Raw genomic sequence first — 24,223 nt, 5'->3', positions numbered from 1 at the left:
TAGAATACGAGGAGGGCAAGTTATGACACATGATTTTATTGTGCTAGACCCACTTGGGTTACATGCCAAATTATTATCACAATTAGTTAGTCAAGTTGGTGTATACGATAGCAAGTTAACACTGGAATATAATGGAAAAACGGCTAGCTTGAAATCAATCATGGGATTGATTGCATTAGGAGTTCCTACAAAAGCAATATGTACTGTTAGAGCAGAAGGCGGCGATGAAGTAGCTGCTATTGAAAAAATTAAAACTGTCTTAGTAGAATATGGTATTAGTGAATAGTGGGGAGATTGGAGGTAGCACGAGATAATCAGTGCTACCTTATTTTTTTACTAATATTAAGTTAAATTTTGGCTTTAACTTTTTATTACTTATTAATTTTGATATAATAGAAAAAAGGAAAGGGGAGAGCAGTATGTTAGATCGTTTTTTAGTACAAATGTTTCATGAAGGACAATGTTTAGAGGCGTATAAGATCTTTGGTGCTCATCCGATGAATCACGAAAACAAACAAGGGGTTCGTTTTTGTGTGTATGCTCCAAATGCAAAAAAAGTAGCTGTCGTGGGAGAATTTAATAACTGGGAAGTAGACACACATTGTTTGGAAAAGAAATCAGAAGGAATATGGGAAGTATTTGTAGCGGGAGTTGCTATCGATTGTGTTTATAAGTATGCGATTACAACTAGTTATGATCAAGTGATTTATAAAAGTGACCCATATGCTTTTTCTAGTGAGGTTAGACCTCATAGTGCAAGCGTGGTAGCAGATGTAAATAGCTATCAATGGGATGATGCTGGTTGGTTAGAAAATCAAGATAAGCTTTTTGATAAAAAGCTTACTATTTATGAAATGCATTTTGGTTCTTGGAAAATGAAAGAAGAACCAACGATTGAAGAAGATGGAATATTTTTTAATTATGATGAATTAATTGATAAAATTATTCCTTATGTAATAAAAATGGGTTATACCCATATTGAATTGATGCCTTTGTTAGAACATCCTTTTGATGGTTCTTGGGGATATCAATCAACAGGTTATTTTAGTGCAACTAGTCGTTATGGAAAACCACAACAATTAATGGCATTTATTGATGCTTGTCATCAAGCTGGTGTAGGAGTGATTATGGATTTTGTACCAGTTCACTTTGTAAAAGATATCCATGGTTTAGTGGAGTTTGATGGTGGTTGTGTGTATGAGTATCCTGATATGAGTTTACGCTATAGCGAATGGGATAGTGTATATTTTGATTTGGGTAGAGAAGAAGTTCGTAGTTTTATGATGTCAGCAGTTCATTTTTGGATTGATGTTTATCATTTTGATGGAATTCGATTTGATGCAGTTAGTCATTTGATTTATTATAAAGGGAATAAAGAAAATGGTGAAAATAGAGGTGCTATTGAGTTTATGAAACGTATGTCATATAAACTAAATGAAAGAGTACCTAGAGCTATTTTAATTGCGGAGGATTCAACAGATTATCCAAAGGTTACACGTTCTAGTCAGGATGGTGGATTAGGCTTTGATTATAAATGGGATTTAGGTTGGATGAATGACACACTTAAATATATGTCATTAGATCCAGTACATCGTCAATATCATCATCATTTGATGACTTTTTCAATGGCTTACTTTTATGGAGAAAACTATATTTTACCATTCTCTCATGATGAGGTAGTTCATTCAAAAGGAACGGTTATTGATAAAATACATGGAGATTATAGTCAAAAGTTAGCACAACTAAAAACACTATATATGTATATGTATAGTCATCCTGGTAAAAAGTTAAACTTTATGGGAAATGAGTTGGGTGAATATAAAGAGTGGGATGAATCAATGTCATTAGGTTGGAATATTTTAGAATATCCAGTACATGACTCATTTCATCGATACATTCGAGAATTACAACAATTTGTACTTCATAATCCTTGTATGTATGAATATGATTATTATATGGAAGGTTTTGAATGGTTAGTAGTAGATGACAATCAACAAAGTGTTTTTGCTTATGAAAGACGTGATAAATTAGGGCAAAGAGTAGTTGTAGTTATGAATTTTACTGGAAATTATCACAATGGGTATAAGATTCCAGTAGTAAAAGAGGGTTTATATACAGAAGCAATAAATAGTGATAAGGGGATTTATTCGGGAGGCAATAAGTTTAACAAAGAGCCAATTCAAGCAATAAAAGAAAATGTGCTTGGTAAAGAATATTTTATACCTGTTATTATTGCACCATATGCATCCATGATATTTACATGGCAAGAACAAATTAGGGGGAAAAAAGATGTTCACAAGTAAAGAGGAATTTAAAGAGCAATTTCGTAAAGGAGTACTAGATAGTTATGGTAGACCTTTAGAAGAATCACATATGACAGAACAATTTGTTGTATTAGAAAGAATGACACGTGTCCAAACTTCAAAGAATTGGGCGGATACAAAAAAATGTGTTCATGATAACGAACAAAAGGAAGTTCATTATTTTTCAATGGAATTCTTAATGGGACGTTTACTTACAAATAACTTAATGAATATGGGTTATTATGAAATGGTAAAAGAAGGATTAGCAGATTTAGGTATTAATATTCATGATTTAGAAGATTTAGAAAGAGATCCTGGATTAGGAAATGGGGGACTTGGTCGATTAGCTGCTTGTTTCTTAGATTCTTTAGCGTCTAGTTCTCTACCTGGTCATGGGAATACAATTCGTTATCAATTTGGTTTATTTAAACAAAAGATGGTAGATGGATATCAAACAGAGATACCTGATCAATGGATGAGTTTAACAAACAAATGGGAAATTAGAAAATCAAAACATATGGTAGATGTTAAATTCTGGGGACGTGTGGTTTGGGATGAACAAACGGGTAAATTTACACATGTTGATGCAGAATGTATTCGTGCTGTACCTTATGATATACCTATTGTAGGTAATGATACTTTTGTTACAAATACGTTGCGTATGTGGTCATCTGAAGTAAGTGATAACATTCCTACGAATAAAGACTTTAGACAGTATTCACAAGAAGTTAATGAAATTTGTCAAAACTTATATCCTGATGATTCAACACAAGCAGGTCGTGTTTTACGTTTAAAACAACAATATTTCTTTGTTTCTGCAGGTGTGCAAGCAATTGTAAAAGCTCATTTAAGACAATATCCAAATTTAGATAATTTCCATGAAAAACATACAATTCAATTAAATGATACTCATCCAGTTCTAGCAATACCTGAATTAATGCGTATTTTAGTAGATGAATATGATTATGAATGGTTAGATGCATGGAGTATTGTGAAACAAACAATGGCTTATACAAACCATACTATCTTATCAGAAGCATTAGAAAAATGGCCTGTTGATATTATGCGTGCTTTATTACCACGTGTTTATATGATGATTGAAGAAATTAATCGTCGTTTTACTGGTTTTGTAAAAGAGGTAGCAGATAATCCAGAAGAAGTATTAAATCATGTACGTATTATTAAAGATGATCAAGTACATATGGCACATTTAGCGATTGCTGGTAGTTATAGTGTTAATGGAGTAGCTCGTATTCATACAAATATTTTAATTAATTCAGAAATGAAACATTTTGCTACATTGTATCCAAATAAATTTAATAATAAAACAAACGGTATTACACACCGTAGATGGTTAGCGTATTCAAATTTACCATTACGTAACTTATTAAAAGAAACAATTGGAGAAGAATGGATTCATAATCCAGATAAATTAGAAGATTTAATGGCGTTTGTAGATGATCCAAAAATACAAGAACAATTCTTAGATGTTAAAAAACAGAAAAAAGAAGAGTTAGCAGCCTATATTAAAGAACATAATGGAGTAGAAGTAGATGTTAATTCTATCTTTGATATCCAAGTTAAAAGATTACATGCTTATAAACGTCAGTTATTAAATGTAATGCATATTATTTATTTATATCAAGAAATGAAACGTAATCCAGAATTTAGAATTTATCCTAGAACATTTATTTTTGGAGCAAAAGCAGCACCTGCTTATTTCTTTGCTAAAAAAGTAATTAAATTAATTACTAGTGTTGGGGATGTTGTAAATAATGATCCAGTTACAAAAGATTATTTAAAAGTTATTTTTGTGGAAAACTATGGAGTTACATTGGCTGAAATGATTATGCCTGCTGCAGATGTATCAGAACAAATTTCAACAGCTGGTAAAGAAGCTAGTGGTACTGGTAATATGAAGTTTATGATGAATGGAGCTATTACAGTAGGTACATTGGATGGAGCTAATGTAGAGATTCATGAATTAGTGGGAGATGATAATTGTGCTATCTTTGGTTTAACAGAAGAACAAGTACAAGAAACATATCGTTCTGGAACATATTCTTCTTGGGATATTTACCACAATGATTTCCGTATTAAAACTGTCATTGATTCTTTATTAAGTACAGAGTGGGGAACTTCTTCTGAAGAGTTTAGAGGAGTTTTTGAAGAGTTAATGAATCATAATGATCAATATTTATTATTAGCTGATTTTGATAGTTATGTAAAAGCACAAAAAAGAGTGGAAGAATTATATAAAGATAGAACGAAATGGGCTAGAATTTGTTTAGTAAATATTGCGAAATCAGGATATTTCTCTTCAGATCGTACGATTGGACAATATGCAAAAGAAATTTGGCATATTGAACCAGTAAAGAAACTATAATATAGAGTAAGACTAAGGAGAATTTATGAGTAAGAAGCATATGTCTATGAATGCTTATTTAGAGCGTTTTAATATCATTAAAGTAGAGGTAGATAAACAGTATTATAAAGGAATTGTTAAGAACTTTTACCTTAAGGATATTGATCACAATAAAATAAAAGAAGCAAAAATAGTTCATGACTATTTAGATAGAGAATATCATGTGTATGAATTGCTTGTAGATAATATCCGATTAGGACATCCTTATCAAATATTAAATAATTATGGTTTAACTCGTTATATAGCGTGTCGAGGGATTGTAAATGATCCTTTGTTTGATCGTGTATACTTTTATGATGGTGATGACTTGGGAGCAAGTTATCACAAGCATCATACTAGTTTTAAAGTGTGGTCACCTACAAGTTGTGGGATGTTATTAAAATACACACTGGATGGTAAACAACATGTTGTTGAAATGGAACGCCATGATCGTGGAGTATATTTTGTGGATGTTTTAGGAGATTTACATAAAGCAACATATACTTATTTAGTTTATGATGGTCAAGATTATCAAGAAACAATAGATCCATATGCCTATAGTAGTAGTGCAAATGGGAAAGAAAGTGTTGTGATTGCAAAGGAATATATTAGTAATTCTATTCCTAATAAAAAATTAATTAAAAAACATGAAATGATTATTTATGAAGCAAGTATCCGTGATTATACAAAAAAAGGTACGTATAGGAGCTTTGTAGAACCAGGTTTAAAAACTAAAAATGGATTATCAACAGGGATCGATCATATTGTATCTTTGGGGATTACTCATCTTCAATTTCTTCCAATTCATGATTTTGCATCAGTAGAAGAAACAAAGCCAGAGTTGTTATATAATTGGGGTTATGATCCAATGCAATTTGGAGTACCAGAAGGTAGCTATAGCAGTGATTGTTATGATCCGTTATGTCGTGTTAATGAATGTGTTGAAATGGTGAATGAAGTTCATCGTCGTGGGATATATGCAGTAATGGACATTGTGTTTAATCATGTTTATGATATTGATACGTCTAGTTTTCAAAAGTTAGTACCTTATTATTATTTCCGTAATGATGATTGGATGAATATGTCAAATGGTAGTTTTTGTTCTAATGATATAAATAGTGCTAGTTTAATGGTACGTAAGTATTTAGTAGATATGGCAATACGTTGGACAAAGATTTATGGTTTTGATGGGTTCCGTTTTGATTTAATGGGGATTTTAGATATTGATACAATAAATGAGATTGAAAAGAGATGTAAAGAGATTAATCCTTCTTTTGTAGTATATGGAGAAGGGTGGGATATGCCCACTATGTTAGCTAATAATCAAAAGGCAATGAGTGTAAATCAACAAAAGATGCCAAATATTAGCTTCTTTAATGATGAATTTAGAGATTTAATGCGTGGTGATAATCAGTATTTAGGATATGCTTTGGGAAATCAAAGTCGTTATGAAAAACTGGTTCATGTTTTAACATATCAATCGAATTGGAAAGAGCCAATGCAATCTTTAAATTATGTATCTTGTCATGATAATTTAACATTATTTGATTTTATCCAGGAACATACTGATTTTTCTTTGGAAATTCGCTTAAAGCAACAAAAAATGTTGAATGCAATGATTTTATTAAGTCCAGGAATTCCATTTATTCATGGAGGACAAGAATTTTGTCGTAGTAAATTAGGCTGTGAAAACAGTTATAATGCAGGAGATGATATTAATCATATACGTTGGGAGAATAAGGAAACTTATATTGAACAAGTAGGATGGGTAAAAGCATTAATTGCTTTTAGAAAATCATTTTCTAATTTAAAACTAAAGGATAAAAAGGAAATAGAAAAGTCTTTACGTATTGAAAAATTAGAGCATTCTATTTTAGTTTATCATTTAGAGGGAGAAAAAAGGGTTACTATTATAGTAAATCCAACGAATGAGAGTCCACATTATTGTTTGGAAGATGATCAACTTGTCTTTCTTACAAGTGCTAATAGCATAAAAAAAGAATTTTCATCTGTATGTATTGAGCCGCTAGAAACATACATTATCGTGGAAAAATAACAAAAGAACTGGGAGGAAAGAAAATGAACAGAGAAATGGTAGCAATGATCTTAGCTGGTGGGAGAGGAACGCGTCTAGAAGCGTTAACAGCTCACATCGCTAAACCAGCAGTGTATTTTGGAGGGAAGTATCGTATTATTGATTTCCCATTAAGTAACTGTGCAAATTCAGGTATCGATGTAGTAGGTGTATTAACACAATATGAATCGGTATTATTAGGTACTTATGTAGGGTCAGGGATTAAATGGGGGCTTAGTGGAAGTAATTCTTCAGCAGCTATTTTACCAGCCCGTGAACGTGGAGAAGTAGGAGCTACATGGTATGCAGGTACTGCGGATGCAATTTATCAAAACATCAGCTTTTTAGATGAATATGATCCAGAATATGTATTGATTTTATCAGGAGATCATATTTATAAAATGGATTATGATAAAATGTTAGAAGAGCATAAAAAAGAAAATGCGGATTGTACAATTGCAGTATTAAATGTAAGTTTAGAAGAAGCTAGTCGTTTTGGTATTATGAATGCAAAAGAAGATGGAACCATTTATGAGTTTGAAGAAAAACCAGAACATCCAAAATCTACATTAGCGTCAATGGGTATTTATATCTTTACATATAAAGAACTAAAGAAATATTTAGTGGATGATGCAGCAGTTGCGGATAGTAAACATGACTTTGGTATGAATATTATTCCAGCTATGTTAAATGCAGGGAAAAAACTATTTGCTTATGAATTTGCAGGATATTGGAAAGATGTAGGAACTGTAGAAAGTTTATGGCAAGCTAATATTGATTTATTATCAGATGAAGATTTAGATATGTATAATTTAAAAAGAGATTGGAAAATTTATACAGGAGATACTAATAGTCATCCACAAATTATTGGTGAACAAGGTGATATTACGAATTCAATGGTTACACAAGGATGTATTATTGAAGGTGAAGTAAAAGGATCAGTATTGTTTGATAGTGTGCATGTAGGAAATGGTGCAAAAGTTGTTGATTCAGTTGTTATGCCAGGAGCATTAATTGAAGAGGGTGCAGAAGTATATAAAGCAATTATTGATGAAAATGTAGTAGTTACAAGTGGAACAATAATAAATAAAGAAGCTAAAAATGTGGCGTTAGTTTCTAATAATGACTAGGAGGGAGATAATATGGCAAAAGTAATAGGATTAGTAAATCTTCATGCGAATGTAGATTACAAAGGATTAACAGAAAGAAGACCAGCGGCTTCAGTAAGTTTTTTAGGAAGATATGGAATTATTGATTTTGCATTATCAAACTTTTCAAATTCAGGGATTGATAGTGTTGGTGTATTAATTAAAGAAAAACCTAGATCATTATTTAAACATATGGGACTTGGTAACTCATGGAATTTTAACTCAAAATCAGGAGGAATTTCGTTATTATATAATGAAAAATATGCGAATAATCCTCATTACAATCATGATATTAATAACATGATTGAAAACAAATATTTCTTTAATAAAACAAAAGCAGATTATGTAGTAATTGCTCCTGCACATATTATTACAACACTAAACTATAGTGAAGTAGTAGAGGCTCATGAAAAATCAGGAAGTAAAATTACAATGGTTTATAAAAACATTGACGATGCTGATAAATCATTTATTGGTGAAAAATATGTTAGTGTAAAAAATAATAAGATTATTGAAGTAGTAGTAAATAAAGGAAATCGTAAAAAAAGATGTATGTCATTGAGTACTTATGTTATTAATTTAGATTACTTAATGAAATTAATGAAAAAATCAAGTAGTGTTAGTGCGTTCTTTGATTTAAGTGATATTTTAGGTTATTTATGCGATGAAGCAGATATTGCTGCATATGAATATCGTGGATATGCAACATGTTTAAATTCTCTAGAAGCTTATTATAAACATTCTTTAGAGTTCTTAGATATTGAAATATTCTCTACTGTATTTAAATCAAATTGGCCTATTTATACAAATACAAAAGATACACCACCATCAAAATATAAAGCAAATGCGAAAGTGAAAAAAGGTTTTGTCGCTAATGGAGCAATTGTTGATGGACATGTAGAAAATAGTATTATTGGTCGTGATGTAGTTATTGGAACTGGAGCGGTTGTTAAAAACAGTATCTTATTATCAGGTTCTGTAGTAGGACCAGGAGCAGTTTTAGAAAATGTAATTTTAGATAAAGATTCTAAAGTAGAAGTATCGAAGTCTTTAACTGGTACAAGCATTGAACCACTTTATGTTAAAGAAGGAGATGTTGTTTAATGAAAATAGTAATGGCTACTAGTGAATGTGCACCATTTATTAAATCTGGAGGGTTAGCAGACGTTGTTGGTTCTTTACCACAAGCTTTTGTGGAAATGGGACATGATTGTACAGTTGTTTTACCACTGTATGCGGATTTGAAATGCCGTGAAGATTTAGAGTATGTTACTAGCTATGATATTTATTTAGGATGGCGTAAAAAACATTGTGGTGTCTTTACGTGTGAAAAGAATGGAGTTCGTTTCTATTTTATTGATAATGAAGAATATTTTAAAAGACCTGGGTTATATGGTTATGATGATGATAATCTTCGTTATGCTTATTTTGATTTTGCAGTTTTAGAATTAATTTCACATTTACAATTAGAAGTAAATATCTTACACATGCATGATTGGCAAACTGCAATGATTGCTCCTTTGTATCGTGAAAAATATAGTATGCATCCTTATTATGCAAATATTAAGTTAGTATTTACAATTCATAATATTGCTTATCAAGGAAAAGCAGCACCATCTTTAGTACAAAGTGTATTTGGATTATCTGAATCTTTATATACATCAGGTAATTTACGTAATGATGATTGCTTTAATATGATGAAAGGTGCTATTTTATATAGTGATATTATCACTACAGTATCACCAACCTATGCACAAGAAATCTTAACGAATGAATATGGTGAAGGATTACAACATATTCTTGAACTTAGAAAAGGCGATTTATATGGGATTTTAAATGGGATTGATTATGTTACAAACAATCCAACAACAGATCCTGCGTTGGTAGAAAATTTTGATCTAGCAACGATTGAATCAAAGTATGTCAATAAAGTTGCTTTACAAAAAGAAGTAGGATTAGTAGAAGATAAAGATATTCCATTAATTGGTATTGTTACAAGACTTACTTGGCAAAAAGGAGTTAGTTTAATTTTAGAACAAATCCATACTTTAATGGAAAGAGATGTTCAAGTAGTATTACTTGGAGCAGGTGATTTTGAATTAGAACAACAATTCAATCAAATTGATTGGATGTATCCAGGTAAATTATCTTTAAATATGAAGTATGATTTTGGATTGTCATGTCGTATTTATGGAGGTTGTGATATGTTCTTAATGCCATCATTATTTGAACCTTGTGGGCTTTCTCAAATGATGTCTATGCGTTATGGAACAATCCCAATTGTTAGAGAGACTGGAGGATTAAAGGATAGTGTAACACCTTATAATGAGTTTGAAAAAACAGGAACAGGATTTAGTTTCACAAATTATAACTCTTATGATATGATGCATGTTATTGATTATGCTCTAGAAATGTACGATGATAAAGATCAATGGAATAGTATTATTGAAAATGCAATGACTACTAATTTAGATTGGAACGAAAGTGCAAAAACATATATTTCTATCTTTGAAAACATCTAAAGCACCCTAATAGGTGCTTTTTACTTAACATGAAATTACACAAAAAACACATTTATATAAAATGTGTTTTATTATACTATGTTTTGTGAATAATGAAATGAGGTGTTTATATGAAAAAAGAAAATATAAAGAGAATAATGATAATAGTACAAGTATTGATTAATAGTATGTTTTTATATGAATTAGTTATTTTTAATATCTTGCCTACTAGATATCTTATTTATGTAGTAGCGTTTTTAGTGTTGTTTACAGCTTTTAAAATAGGTATCTTTAAAAAAGGGAAGATGAATCGATATGTTATTGTGCTTACTTTTATTACATCCAGTATAGTTGCAATAGCGGGAGTCTATGTATATCATAGTAGAATGTTGTTAGAGAATATGACAGAAACAACCATACAGATTCAAGGATTTTCAGTAGTTGTTTTAAATGATAGTAGTATAGAAGATATTGAAGGATTAGAAGAGTTAAGTATTGGGGTGAATACGAATGGGGATGTTGATAATTTATCGATCGTTATCGAAGAATTACAAGAAATAGGAACAACAATGGTTGTTTATGAAGATTTTACATCTTTAACAAATGATTTATATGATGGGACAGTAGATGCAATAGTTTTTAATGAAACAGATCGAACTACCATAGAATTTGATTATCCAGATTTTGATGATGAAACAAAAGTAATTTGGAATTATGAAATAGAAGAAGAAATAGAAGATATATCAAAAAGTGTGGAAGTTACTAGTGAACCTTTCACTATTTATATTAGTGGTATTGATACATATGGTAGTGTGGATACTGTTTCTAGAAGTGATGTAAATATGGTGTTAACAATTAATCCGGAAACAAATCAAATTCTAATGACTTCTATTCCAAGAGATAGTTATGTAGAACTAGCTAGTTATGATTCCTATGATAAACTGACGCATGCAGGGACATATGGGATTAGTGAATCTGTTGCAACTATTGAAGAGTTTTTAGATATTGAAATTAATTATTATGTAAAAGTGAATTTTACATCTGTTGTTGATTTAGTGGATGCACTAGGGGGAGTAACTGTATATTCTGAGTATGAATTTACTACGAATTACTTAGATTATGATATTGAAATTGGATTGAATGATTTAGATGGGCTTTCAGCACTTGCTTTTGCTAGAGAACGTTATGCTCTTCCTAATGGAGATTTTGACCGTGGAATTAATCAAACAGTACTATTAGAAGCAATGATAGAAAAAATGATTTCACCGAGTATTTTATTAAACTATACGGATATTTTAGATGCAGTCGATGGATCATTTTCAACAAATATGACTTCAAGTGAAATTATTTCTTTATTAAAAATGCAAATAGATGATAATGATGAATGGGAGTTTTTAACTTTGCAAGTAGAAGGAACAACAGGCTCGGCTACTACTTATAGCTATGGCTCTTTGGAGTTGTCAGTTGTATTCCCAGATCAAGAGGTAGTAGATACAATCTCTACTTATATTGAAGCGATGATGAATGGAGAATTAATTGAAATAGAAGAATAAAAAAACCACCTAAGTAGATAAATGAACTCTCATTTATCTACCTTGGTGGTTTTGTTTGAAATAAAGATACTTTTTTAACCTAAATATGCTTCTCTAACACGAGGGTCATTCATTACATCATTTGCATCACCAGAAATAGTGATATCTCCAGTTTCAAGAACATAAGCACGAGAAGCAATTGATAATGCTTTATTCGCATTTTGTTCTACTAGAAGGACTGTAACACCGTCTCTAGCGTTAATTTCTTTAATAATATCAAATATTTCATTTACTAAGATTGGTGATAACCCCATTGATGGTTCATCTAATAATAATAGCTTCGGTTTTGACATTAATGCTCTACCCATAGCTAACATTTGTTGTTCACCACCAGAAAGAGTACCAGCAAATTGATTTTGTCTTTCTTTTAAACGTGGAAAACGTTTATAAACCTGTTCCATATCTTCAGCTACTTTGTTATCCGTACGAAGATAAGCACCTAATTCTAAGTTTTCTTCTACCGTTAACTGAGCAAAGATGCGTCTTCCTTCCGGTACTTGAGCTAATTTTTTACTAATGATTTGATGAGCAGGAATTTTCATAATATTTTCATCTAAAAAATCAATCTCACCACTAGTAGGTTTTAACAATCCACTAATAGCATGCATAATAGAAGTTTTACCAGCTCCATTCGCTCCAATTAAAGCAACGATTTCCCCTTGCTTTACATCAAAAGAAACATCGTGAATAGCATGAATTACACCATAATGTACATTTAAATTTTTAACTTTTAACATAATATCCTCCTATTCATCCGTTCCTAAATATGCTGCAATAACATCAGGATTATTTTTAATTTCTTCAGGTGTACCTGTTGCTAGTTCTGTACCAAAACTTAGTACTGTAATCTTTTCACAAATACCCATTACTAATTTCATATCATGTTCAATTAATAAAATAGAAATTTTAAACTGATCTCTTACTAAATGAATAGTATCCATTAATTCAGCAGTTTCAGTAGGATTCATACCAGCAGCAGGTTCATCTAATAATAATAAAGTAGGTGAAGTAGCTAAAGCACGAGCAATTTCTAATTTTCTTTGTTTACCATAAGGTAAATTAGAAGCTAATGAATAGGCATATTGGTCTAAATCAAATACTTTTAATAGTTCTAATGCTGCTGTTTCCATTTCTTTTTCTGCTTTATTAAAGCTAGGTGTATGGAAAATAGCATCAAATAAGTTATAGTTTTGAGAATGATGTAAACCAACTTTTACATTATCAATTACGGTCATCTTTTTAAATAAACGAATATTTTGGAAAGTTCTAGCAATTCCTAATTGAGTAATTTGAGTAGGAGATTTTTTAGTAATTGGTTTATCATTAAATAAGATTTGACCACTAGTAGGAGTATAAACACCAGTAAGTAAATTAAATACAGTAGTTTTACCAGCTCCATTAGGACCAATTAAACCATACAATTGTTTTTCTTCAATTTCAATATCAAACTCATCAACTGCTTTTAAACCACCGAATTGAATTCCAAGGCCGATTGTTTTTAACGTACTCATTATTCATCAACCCCCTCTTTTTTTGATTTAAATATACCTAATTTTGATTTATATTTATCTAAATTTAATTTAATTTTAATAGTTTGAACTAAATTCTTTTCCTTTGCAATCATGGCAACAATAAGCACAATTGCATATAACAACATACGATACTCAGAGAAAGCACGTAAGTATTCAGGTAAAACAGTCATCACAATAGCAGCTATAATAGCTCCCTTAATACTTCCTAATCCACCAATAACAACCATTACTAATATTTCAACAGACTTATTATAATCAAATACAGAAGGTGTAATGATGGTAATATAATGAGCATATAAACCACCAGCTAACCCTGCAAAGAAAGCTGAAATAGCAAAAGTAATTGTTTTAAAATAAGAAACAGGAATACCAGCTAACTCACTAGCAATCTCATCTTCACGAATAGAAACAATCGCTCTCCCTTGTCTTGACTTCACAATACAATAAATAACATAAATAGTAATCAAGGCACTAAAGAAAACAGCAGTAAATGAAGTTTCCTTAGGAACTAATAAACCCCTAGCTCCATTGGTAATATCAATATTTAATAAAACAACACGAATAATTTCATTAAAAGCTAATGTAATAATACAAAGATAATCACCTTTTAAACGTAATGTTGGAATTCCAATTAAAAAACCAACACACCCAGCTACAATAGAACCAAGAATAAGATTTAAAATAAATGGAGTACCTAAATATAATGTACATAAAGAACAAACATAAGCCCCAATCGACATAAAACCAGCATGACCTAATGTTAATTGACCTAAAAATCCACTAGCTAAATTTAAACTAGAAGCTAATATAACATTAATAATTGCTGTAATTAAAATACCTGTCCAGTAGTTATTAATCATTTTAGTAGCCATCGCATAATATAAAATAGCATAGACTATCATTGAAAATAAGAATGAAGTAATTAATTGTTTTTTTACACTTTTATTCATATCGATCACCTACACCTTATCTCTAACATTTTTACCAAATAAACCAGCAGGTTTAACAAGTAAAATAAATATCAAAATACCAAACACCACAGCATCTGAGAAAGTAGAAGAAACATAAGCAATAGTTAAAGCTTCTGCAATACCAATGATTAAACCACCAACCATTGCTCCCTTAATATTTCCAATACCACCTAATACAGCAGCAATAAATGCTTTAATTCCTAACATAGTACCTAAATAAGGATTAATTAAAGAATAACTTAAACCATAAATAATCCCTGCAATAGCCCCTAAACCAGAACCAATAGCAAAAGTAATAGATATCGTATTATCTACATTAATACCCATTAACTGAGCAGCACCTTTATCTTCACTAACTGCACGCATTGCTTTACCAATACGTGTCTTATTAACAAATAACATTAATAAAGCAGTACACCCAAAAGTAAGAATCAATGATAATAAAGAAATATAAGAAATCTTTAAAGATAAAAATTCAAATTGCCCTGATTCTAAAAATCTTGGAAAAGATATAGAAGCAGAACCAAAAATAATTAAAAATACATTTTGTAATAAATAACTAACCCCAATTGCTGTAATTAATACAGCTAAACTACCACTATTTCTAAGTGGTTTATATGCTACCTTCTCAATTGTCATCCCTAAAACAGCACATCCAACAATTGAAAACACAACAGCAATAGGTGCCGGTAAACCTAACCTACTAGAAACAAAATAAGCAAAATAAGCACCAACCATAATAATTTCACCATGAGCAAAATTAATCATCTTAGCAATACCATATACCATTGTATATCCGATAGCTACTAAGGCATACATTCCGCCAGTGCTAAGACCATTAATAACCTGAGCAATAAAATCCATTTTTCTACCTCCTATAAAATAAAATAAAGGAGAACTATAATTCTCCTTTATATTCATTTGCTTTGTTTAAAATATTAATCTAAATAAGAATATGCTCCATCTGTGATTGTTTTAATAACTAAATCTTTAGTTGGATTATGTGAATCATCAAATTGGAAGTTACCTGTAATACCGTCATAATCAGTAGCAGCTAAAGCTTCACAAATTGTAGCAGCATCAGTAGTTCCAGTAGCTTCAACAGCAGCAATTAAGATCATTGTTGCATCATAAGCCATTGTACCAAACATATTTGTACTGCTTCCATAAGTTGCTAAATAATCAGCTTCATAAGCTACGATTGCATCAACACGAGCATCAAATGTATTTGTATAATAAGAACCATTAAATAAGCTTGTATCAACACCTTCGATATCTAAAACTCCATCCCATCCATCAGTTCCTAAGAAAATACCATCATATCCTCTATTAGAGAATTGATTAACCATTAATGCGATTGTTTCATAATAATCAGGAATAAATACTGCATCAGCACCACTAGCTAAGATTGAATCAATATAAGTACTGAAATCAGTAGTTGTTGAAGGATAAGATTCGCTATAAACGATTTCTACACCATCAGCTTCTGCTTGTTCAACAAATGCATCAGTACATCCAATACTATAATCACTATCACTGTTAGTTAAGATAGCAACTGAAGTAGCTTCGATTGTTCCATCTCCTACTTTAGAAGCAATATAACTACCACCTTGTGAGTCATTAGCACAAGTACGGAAGAAGTTAGTTCTTGTTGTACCATCTGTTGCTAAAGTAACAGAGTCACCTGAAGCACTTGAAGAAATAATTGGAGTTAAATCATCAGCTGAAGCATTAGCAACTGCTAAACTTTCTGCTGTTAATACAGGTCCAATAATACCAACTACACCATCAGCTACTAAACTGTTATAAGCATTTACTGCTTGTGTTTCATCACCAGCTGAATCTTCTTGGATTAATTCAAATACATATTTTGCATCTTCAGATGCATTGTAATCAGCAATCGCTAATTCTACAGAATTCGCAACTGGAATCCCGTATGAAGAAGTACTACCAGTTAATGGTCCAATATAACCAATATAAACTGTATCTCCTTCGCTTAATTCAGTGCTACCTGAATCAGTAGAAGTGCTACACCCAACAAGCATTGAGGCAACAGCTACTGTAGAAATAATTTTTTTAATATTCATTTTTTTCTCCCCTCGATTTCATAAATATATAATACTTGTTTTAAATTATAACAATCCTACTAACGATGTCAATTAGTTTTACAGTTTTTTCACAAAAAATTACCAAGAATACGAACAATAACATAGTATTTTTGTTAATTGTCTAAAATTTCACATAAAAAAGATAAAAATGTATTCAAAAGAACAGCAATCAACCTAGAACAATCTATGAAATATACATATTATAGATAGAAAGGAGTGAAAGAATGAATTTTACTGAAAATATTATTATGATTATTGTATTAGGTTGTTTGTTATGTGGTTATGTATTGAAAAAATGGGTGAAGGATGTAGAAAACAAATATATTCCTACTATTTTATCAATATTAGGTGCTTTGATGAATTGCATGGTTAGTGGTATTAGTTTAGAGAATATCATATATGGGGCTTTGAGTGGATTAGCGTCAACTGGTTTGCATCAAGCTTTTACAAGGTTTATTGAAAAGGATAGGGATTTTGATGTATGAGTTTTTTCGAATTACGTACACTATTTGTTTACCGATTGTTTTAAGTTATATTGTTTGGTATTTAAAGAATCAAGGACGTGCTAGAGATGCTAACTTTTCAGGTATTACTTTGTTATTAGAAACAGAGATGATTCGTTATTATGAAAGATATGCACCGGTTGGAACTATTCCTATTTATGCTTATGAGCATTTTATGGAATTATATGCTACTTATTGTCAATTAGGTGGTCATGGTATCGTAGATAAGATGAAAACAGAAATAGAACAATTACAATTAAATACAAATAAAGCATTAAATGATAAACAAAAGTTTTAAATAACTTTTGTTTTATTTTTTGAAAAAATATTTTTTTTAATCCAATAATTAGTATAATAAGGAAAAGAAAGTGAGGAGAAATAATGGAAACATATTTAGTAATAGATATTGGTGGTAGTGCCATTAAATATGCACATATGTCTAAGTCAGGTGATATTCTAGAAAAAGGAGATATACCTGTTCCTTATACAAGTCTAGAAGATCTAATCATAAGTATTCAATCATTACATCAGCTTTTTCCAAAAGTAGTAGGGTTAGCAGTTAGTATGCCAGGTATTATTGATATGGAGAAAGGAATTGCTTATACTGGGGGAGCTTTAAGCTATATAGTGGACTGTCCTTTTGTGGAATTGTTAGAAAATGCATTAGGAATACCAGTAACAATAGGAAATGATGCAAAATGTGCTGGTTTTGCAGAAGTAGCTTGTGGTTCATTGCAAGATGTAGAGGATGCAGTTGTTATTATATTAGGAACTGGTATTGGTGGATGTGTTATCAAAGATAAAAAAGTTCATCAAGGACGTAATTTTGCAGCTGGAGAAATTTCTTCTTTACGTGTGAATAATAAAGAGTTTCATAATTCGAATTATTTTTGGTGTTACCGTAATGGAACAAGAGGATTACTACACTGTGTCCAAGAAAGATTGGAATGTGAAGATGTTTATAATGGCAAAGAAATATTTGAAATGGCTAATCAAGGTAATGAACTAGTAAAACAAGGAATTCGTGATTTTTGTTTAGATATTGCAATTCAAATATTTAATATGCAAGCATTTTATGATCCTCAAAAGATAGCTATAGGTGGTGGTATTTCTTGGCAACCATTATTAATGGAATTGTTAGGAGAATGTTTGGATACTGTTTTCAAAGAAGGACCAGCTCATCCAATTCAATATCCAAATGTAGTAGTATGTCAATATCGTAATGACGCTAATTTAATAGGAGCTTTTTATCAACATTTAGAAGCGAAAAGAACATAAGTAAAAAAACTTATGTTTTTTTTGCATTCTTTCGATATTTCTTGTAAAATAAGGCAAGATAAAAAAAGCAGGAGGAATTATGAAAATAGGATTTGATAATAATAAGTATTTAAAAATGCAATCAAAACATATTGTAGAAAGAATTAATCAATTTGGAGATAAGTTATATTTAGAGTTTGGTGGAAAATTATTTGATGATTACCATGCTTCTCGTGTACTACCTGGTTTTCAACCAGATAGTAAATTACAAATGTTATTAGAATTAAAAGAACAAGCAGAAATAGTGATTGTTATTAGTGCCCAAGATATTGAAAAAAATAAAATAAGAGGTGATTTAGGGATTACATATGATCAAGATGTAATTCGTTTAATTGAAGTATATCGTCAAAAAGGATTGTATGTTGGTAGTGTTGTTATTACAAAATATTGTGGACAAAAAGCAGCTGATATATTTAAGGCTCGTTTAGAAAAAAGAAATATCCCAGTTTATTTACATTATATAATTGAAGGATATCCTCAAGATGTAAAAGCAATAATTAGTGAAGATGGTTTCGGGAAAAATGATTTTATTGAAACAACAAAACCATTAGTTGTAGTAACTGCACCAGGACCAGGAAGTGGTAAGATGGCTACATGCTTATCTCAGCTATATCATGAAATGATAAGAGGAGTAAAAGCAGGATATGCAAAATTTGAAACTTTCCCAATTTGGTCTATTCCATTAAATCATGAAGTAAATGTTGCTTATGAAGCAGCTACTGCTGATTTAAATGATGTTAACTTAATTGATCCTTTTCATTTAGAAGCATATAATGAAGTAGCAATTAACTATAATCGTGATGTTGAAATATTCCCAGTATTAAAAGGAATGTTTGAAGCAATATATGGTGCTAGTCCATATGCATCACCAACTGATATGGGTGTAAATATGGCAGGATTCTGTATTGAAAAAGAGGATGTATGTCGCGAGGCCTCTCGTCAAGAAATTATTCGCCGTTATTTCCATGCTTTACAAAGATATGGAAATGATGAATGTTCAAAAGAAGAAGTAGAAAAAATCGAACTAATTATGAATAACGCTAAAATAAAAGTAGAGGAACGTAAATGTGTTGTAGAAGCATTGCAACATAGTGCTAATTTAGATTGTATTACCGGTGCTTTAGAATTAAGTGATGGAACGATTATCAAAGCAAAAGCTTCTCCTTTTATGGGAGTATCTGCAGCTTTATTAATGAATGCAGTAAAGTATTTAGCAGGGATTGAAAAAAAGGTTCATTTAATTTCACCTCATGCAATCGATCCAATGCAACAATTAAAAATAGATTACTTAGGTAGTCAAAACCCACAATTACATAGTGATGAAGTATTGATTGCACTAGCAATTAGTGCAAAAGATGATCCAATGGCTAAAAAAGCAATGGAACATTTATCGGACTTACAACATAGTCAAGCACATGTTACTTGTCCAATTGTAAATAATGATGCTCAAATATACAAACGTTTAGGTATTCAACTAACATCTACTGTAATAGAAAGAGAAGCTTTTTAAGAGCTTCTTTTTCTATTATAAAAGAAGAGGGGTGATAAATTAATTAGAAAATGAAAAGAAATTTGCCTTTTAAAATAGTATATATGAAAAAGAGGTGAAATAAATGTTTATAGTAGGGAGTATAATTGGAAGTTTTATGAATGTATTGATTTATCGAATACCTAAGAATATAGGATTTATTAAAGGTAGAAGTTATTGTCCTAGTTGTCATCATATGATTGCTTGGTATGATTTGATTCCTTTTGTTAGTTATTTGTTTTTAAAAGGAAAGTGTCGTCATTGTCATCAAAAGATTAGTATTAGTTATCCAATTATTGAATTATTAGCAGGGGTATTGTTAGTAGGGATTACTTATTGTTATCCTAGGCGTTTGGAAGCATTGTTGCTCTATTTATTAATAGCTACTTTGGTTGTAATGAGCAAAATAGATATGGATACAAACCAAGTATATCATTGTTTATTGTTGTGGTTATGTATGATAGGGATAGTTTATCAGTTTATTTATGGCACATCTTTTAAAGAATGCCTGCAATCGATGTTATGCGTTAGTTTGTTTTTATGGATAGTTACAAAGATTGTTCCTGATAGTTTTGGGATGGGAGATATTTATTTATATGGGATAATAGGGTTGTTTTTATCGTGGCAGGATTGTGTCTTATCTTTTTATATTGCGGTATTGACGGGGAGTGTGTATGGTTTATTGAAAATGGGGCAAGAAAAACAAATCCCTTTTGTTCCATTTATTAGTTTGGGAGTTTTAGTTTGTTTATTTTTGGTATAGAAAAAGATGCCTAAGCATCTAAATCAATAAATTCATGATAAATTGCTTTTAAAGCATCTTCAAAATAACAATTACGAACACCTACAATGATATTTAACTCACTTGATCCTTGATCAATCATTTTAATATTTACATTTTCTCTTGCTAGTGCAGTAAAGACTTTGGCAGCAGTACCACGAGCAGCTTTCATTCCACGACCTACAATTGCAATTAAAGCTAAATCAGATTCAAGCGTAATTGTATCTGGTTGAACGGCACGATGGATACCAGATAAGATAGCTTGTTCTTTACTAATGAAATCTTCTGTATTGACAATAATAGTCATTGTATCAATACCAGAAGGAATATGTTCAAAAGAAATTTGATATTCTTCTAAGACTTGTAATACTTTACGACCAAAACCAATTTCACTATTCATCATATCTTTTTCAATCATTATAGTAGCAAACCCTTTTTTACCAGCAATTCCTGTAATAACATGATCTGGTTTATGACAAGTACTTTCTACAATTAAAGTACCTGCATCTGTTGGTTTGTTTGTGTTTTTAATATTAATTGGAATTCCTTCGTTACGAATTGGGAAGATAGAATTTTCATGTAATACACTAGCTCCCATATAAGATAACTCACGTAATTCTTTATATGTAATTGTACCAATTGACTCAGGGTTATGAACATAACGAGGATCTGCTACTAAGAATCCTGAAACATCAGTCCAGTTTTCGTATAAAGCAACATGTCCATTTTTCGCTACGATACTACCTGTCACATCACTTCCTCCACGTGAGAAAGCTTTGATTGTGTTTGGTTGTGTATTTAACGAACCATAGAATCCAGGAATAACAACATATTCATGTTGAATCAGAGCTTTTGATAAAATAGGATCTGTCATTTTTTCATCATAGTTTCCATCTTTATCAATAAAGATAACATCTTTTGCATCAATAAAAGTGAATCCTAAGTAATCTGCAAGAACTAAACCATTTAAATATTCTCCTCTACTAAAAGCATAATCTAAACCAATTTTATCTTTAAATGCTTTTTCAATTGTATCGAATTCTTCTTGTAAAGAAATAGTTAACTCTAATTCATCAATAATAGAATTATATCTTTCTTGAATTGCAGAAAACAATTCTTGAAATTCTTTCTCTGTTTTTGCTAGATAAGCATTGTGTAATAAGTCTGTCACTTTAATATCTTCTTTAAAGCGTTTTCCTGGTGCTGAAGGAACGACAATTTTTCTAGAACTATCTTCTTTTATAATGGCAGCTACCTTTTTAAATTGATTTGCATCTGCTAAAGAAGAACCTCCAAATTTTGCAACTTTTTTCATTTGTTTCTCCCCCTAAAAATAAGTGTAATTAAAAAATAACATGAAAAACATATTATTACAAGTAGAAATTGTATACAATTTCTACTTTCACTACGAATAATAAGAATAAAAACTTATTTTATGTTAAATGAACAAATATTTTAACAATTTTGTATAACAAATAGGAATTGTTTTATAGCCTTGTTTTTTCAAGAAATAGCCCACAGAATCAAAGTTTCTTTCTTGAAATGTTTTTGTCGACATTTAGAAAAATTGTGCTATAATATGGAGGTTATAAAAGGAGCGTTAATATGAATATACGAAACATAGCAATTATTGCCCATGTAGACCATGGAAAAACAACATTAGTAGATCAATTATTAAAGTTATCAGGAACATTTCGTGATAATGAACAAGTAGCAGATAGAGCAATGGATAGTAATGACTTAGAAAGAGAAAGAGGAATTACGATTCTTGCAAAAAATACTGCAATCAATTATAAAGATTATCGTATCAATATTATGGATACACCGGGACATGCTGACTTTGGTGGAGAAGTAGAACGTATTATGAATATGGTTGATGGGGTATTATTAGTAGTAGATGCTTATGAAGGGACAATGCCTCAAACACGTTTTGTACTTAAAAAAGCATTAGCAGCGAAAGTAAAACCAATTGTAGTAATAAATAAAGTAGACCGTCCAGTAGTACGTGTTCAAGAAGTTATGGATGAAGTATTAGAATTATTTATGGAACTTGGGGCTGATGATAATCAATTAGATTTCCCAACTGTATTTGTTTCTGCACTTCAAGGAACATCAAGTATTGATCCAGATGTTTCAACACAAGTAAATAATATGGATTGTTTATTCGATATGGTTATCGATGAGATACCAGCTCCTTTCGTTGATTTAGAAGGACCATTACAATTCCAACCAGCGTTATTAGATTATAATGATTATGTAGGGCGTATTGGAGTAGGTCGTGTACAAAGAGGAACTATTAAATTAAATGAATCAGTTACATGTGTAAGAGCAGATGGTTCAAAATCACAATTCCGTGTTCAAAAGTTATTTGGATTTTTAGGATTACATCGTATTGAAATCGATGAAGCACAAGCAGGTGATATTATTGCTGTTGCGGGACTTGCTGATATTGGTGTAGGTGAAACAGTATGTACAACAGGAAAAGAAGAAGCTTTACCTTTATTACATGTTGATGAACCAACCATTCAAATGGTATTTGGTACAAACACTTCTCCTTTTGCAGGAAAAGAAGGGAAGTTTGTAACTGCTAGTAAAATAGAAGAAAGATTATTTAAAGAAACAAATAGAGATGTATCTTTAAAAATCGAAAGAATTCCAACTAGTGAAGAATGGATTGTATCAGGACGTGGAGAATTACATTTATCTATTTTAATTGAAAATATGCGTCGTGAAGGTTATGAGTTACAAGTATCAAAACCAAAAGTAATTATTAAAGAAATCGATGGTGATTTATATGAACCATATGAAGAAGTAAATATAGAAGCACCAGATGAATGTATTGGTAGTGTTATTGAATCATTAGGATTCCGTAGAGGTATTTTAGAAAATATGGAAAGTAATGATGGTCAAACTGCTGTTACTTATATTATTCCTTCAAGAGGAATGATTGGATTTATGACTAACTTCTTAACAATGACAAAAGGTTATGGGATTATTTCTCACTCATTTACTGAATACCGTCCAATGGAAGGGGATGCAGTAGGAGAAAGATCATTAGGAGTATTAGTATCTATTGATAATGGACAATCAACAGCTTATGCCCTAGGTGGAGTAGAAGATCGTGGAGCTATGTTTATTGAACCAGGAACAGATGTATATGAAGGTATGATTGTTGGAGAACATAGTCGTGATAATGACTTAGTTGTTAATGTTACAAAAGGAAAACAACTTACGAATACACGTTCTGCTAGTAAAGATGCAACAGTAGTATTAAAGAAACCAAGAGCTTTTAACTTAGAAAACTGTTTAGATTATATAAATGATGATGAATTAGTAGAAGTTACACCTAAAAACATCCGTTTACGTAAACGTTGGTTAAGTGAACAAGAACGTAGAAGACAAAGTAAAATGAAAAACATTCAAAAAGATGCATAATGCATCTTTTTTTCTCTTTACAAAGA

General features: G+C 30.9%; 20 protein-coding genes. 14 read left to right on the top strand and 6 right to left on the bottom strand.

Going from position 1 to position 24,223, the window contains the following annotated elements:
• The first annotated feature begins 22 nt into the window (after window positions 1-22).
• From LRR82_RS07845 to LRR82_RS07810, 8 genes are all read left to right on the top strand, one after another.
• Window positions 23-286, top strand: coding sequence for an HPr family phosphocarrier protein (locus LRR82_RS07845; RefSeq protein ID WP_249028881.1), 264 nt, complete (start codon window positions 23-25; stop codon window positions 284-286).
• Between the two features lie 133 nt (window positions 287-419).
• Window positions 420-2,303, top strand: coding sequence for a 1,4-alpha-glucan branching protein GlgB (glgB, locus tag LRR82_RS07840; protein WP_249028880.1), 1,884 nt, complete (start codon window positions 420-422; stop codon window positions 2,301-2,303).
• On the top strand, window positions 2,290-4,689 hold the full coding sequence (locus LRR82_RS07835) for a glycogen/starch/alpha-glucan phosphorylase (RefSeq protein WP_249028879.1): 2,400 nt from the start codon (window positions 2,290-2,292) through the stop codon (window positions 4,687-4,689). The genes glgB and LRR82_RS07835 overlap by 14 nt, the downstream gene beginning before the upstream one ends.
• Before the next feature lie 25 nt (window positions 4,690-4,714).
• The gene (gene pulA, locus LRR82_RS07830; RefSeq protein ID WP_249028878.1) at window positions 4,715-6,763 is read left to right on the top strand and encodes a type I pullulanase; all 2,049 of its coding nucleotides are present in this window, start codon (window positions 4,715-4,717) and stop codon (window positions 6,761-6,763) included.
• Window positions 6,764-6,786: 23 nt separating this feature from the next.
• Window positions 6,787-7,911, top strand: coding sequence for a glucose-1-phosphate adenylyltransferase (locus tag LRR82_RS07825; protein WP_249028877.1), 1,125 nt, complete (start codon window positions 6,787-6,789; stop codon window positions 7,909-7,911).
• Window positions 7,912-7,923: 12 nt separating this feature from the next.
• The gene (gene glgD / locus LRR82_RS07820) at window positions 7,924-9,033 is read left to right on the top strand and encodes a glucose-1-phosphate adenylyltransferase subunit GlgD (RefSeq protein WP_249028876.1); all 1,110 of its coding nucleotides are present in this window, start codon (window positions 7,924-7,926) and stop codon (window positions 9,031-9,033) included.
• Window positions 9,033-10,451, top strand: a complete 1,419-nt coding sequence (gene glgA, locus LRR82_RS07815; protein WP_249028875.1) for a glycogen synthase GlgA — start codon at window positions 9,033-9,035, stop codon at window positions 10,449-10,451. The genes glgD and glgA overlap by 1 nt, the downstream gene beginning before the upstream one ends.
• A gap of 110 nt (window positions 10,452-10,561) precedes the next feature.
• A complete protein-coding gene (locus tag LRR82_RS07810; RefSeq protein WP_249028874.1) occupies window positions 10,562-11,983 on the top strand; it encodes an LCP family protein in 1,422 nt (473 codons plus the stop codon).
• 74 nt (window positions 11,984-12,057) lie between these two features.
• Here the strand turns inward: LRR82_RS07810 and LRR82_RS07805 are convergent, their stop codons facing one another.
• From LRR82_RS07805 to LRR82_RS07785, 5 genes are all read right to left on the bottom strand, one after another.
• Complete coding sequence (locus tag LRR82_RS07805; RefSeq protein WP_249028873.1) at window positions 12,058-12,759, bottom strand: ABC transporter ATP-binding protein; 702 nt, start codon at window positions 12,757-12,759, stop codon at window positions 12,058-12,060.
• Window positions 12,760-12,768: 9 nt separating this feature from the next.
• On the bottom strand, window positions 12,769-13,533 hold the full coding sequence (locus LRR82_RS07800; protein WP_249028872.1) for an ABC transporter ATP-binding protein: 765 nt from the start codon (window positions 13,531-13,533) through the stop codon (window positions 12,769-12,771).
• Window positions 13,533-14,504, bottom strand: coding sequence for a branched-chain amino acid ABC transporter permease (locus LRR82_RS07795; RefSeq protein WP_249028871.1), 972 nt, complete (start codon window positions 14,502-14,504; stop codon window positions 13,533-13,535). The genes LRR82_RS07800 and LRR82_RS07795 overlap by 1 nt, the downstream gene beginning before the upstream one ends.
• A 9-nt stretch (window positions 14,505-14,513) precedes the next feature.
• Complete coding sequence (locus tag LRR82_RS07790) at window positions 14,514-15,389, bottom strand: branched-chain amino acid ABC transporter permease (protein ID WP_249028870.1); 876 nt, start codon at window positions 15,387-15,389, stop codon at window positions 14,514-14,516.
• Between the two features lie 74 nt (window positions 15,390-15,463).
• Entirely contained in the window at window positions 15,464-16,612 is a 1,149-nt protein-coding gene (locus LRR82_RS07785; protein WP_249028869.1) for an ABC transporter substrate-binding protein, read from the bottom strand.
• Between the two features lie 245 nt (window positions 16,613-16,857).
• On the opposite strand from LRR82_RS07785, the gene LRR82_RS07780 reads away from it, so the two are divergent.
• The 5 genes from LRR82_RS07780 to LRR82_RS07760 all read left to right on the top strand — a co-directional run bounded on the left by LRR82_RS07780 (window position 16,858) and on the right by LRR82_RS07760 (window position 20,744).
• Complete coding sequence (locus LRR82_RS07780) at window positions 16,858-17,118, top strand: phage holin family protein (protein WP_249028868.1); 261 nt, start codon at window positions 16,858-16,860, stop codon at window positions 17,116-17,118.
• A complete protein-coding gene (locus LRR82_RS07775) occupies window positions 17,111-17,434 on the top strand; it encodes a hypothetical protein (protein ID WP_249028867.1) in 324 nt (107 codons plus the stop codon). The genes LRR82_RS07780 and LRR82_RS07775 overlap by 8 nt, the downstream gene beginning before the upstream one ends.
• 83 nt (window positions 17,435-17,517) lie before the next feature.
• A complete protein-coding gene (locus LRR82_RS07770) occupies window positions 17,518-18,414 on the top strand; it encodes an ROK family protein (protein WP_249028866.1) in 897 nt (298 codons plus the stop codon).
• Between the two features lie 79 nt (window positions 18,415-18,493).
• Entirely contained in the window at window positions 18,494-19,963 is a 1,470-nt protein-coding gene (locus LRR82_RS07765) for a DUF1846 domain-containing protein (protein ID WP_249028865.1), read from the top strand.
• Between the two features lie 103 nt (window positions 19,964-20,066).
• Window positions 20,067-20,744, top strand: coding sequence for a prepilin peptidase (locus LRR82_RS07760; RefSeq protein ID WP_249028864.1), 678 nt, complete (start codon window positions 20,067-20,069; stop codon window positions 20,742-20,744).
• Window positions 20,745-20,754: 10 nt separating this feature from the next.
• Here the strand turns inward: LRR82_RS07760 and LRR82_RS07755 are convergent, their stop codons facing one another.
• Window positions 20,755-22,077: an aspartate kinase gene (locus LRR82_RS07755; RefSeq protein ID WP_249028863.1), complete on the bottom strand. Its 1,323-nt coding sequence runs from the start codon at window positions 22,075-22,077 to the stop codon at window positions 20,755-20,757.
• A gap of 290 nt (window positions 22,078-22,367) precedes the next feature.
• On the opposite strand from LRR82_RS07755, the gene typA reads away from it, so the two are divergent.
• Window positions 22,368-24,197, top strand: a complete 1,830-nt coding sequence (gene typA / locus LRR82_RS07750) for a translational GTPase TypA (RefSeq protein WP_249028862.1) — start codon at window positions 22,368-22,370, stop codon at window positions 24,195-24,197.
• Window positions 24,198-24,223 lie beyond the last annotated feature (26 nt).

It is taken from the genome of Tannockella kyphosi (assembly GCF_021054785.1).
Taxonomy (GTDB): Bacteria; Bacillota_I; Bacilli_A; order Erysipelotrichales; family Coprobacillaceae; genus Tannockella; species Tannockella kyphosi.
This window is presented reverse-complemented; position numbering and strand designations above follow the sequence as displayed.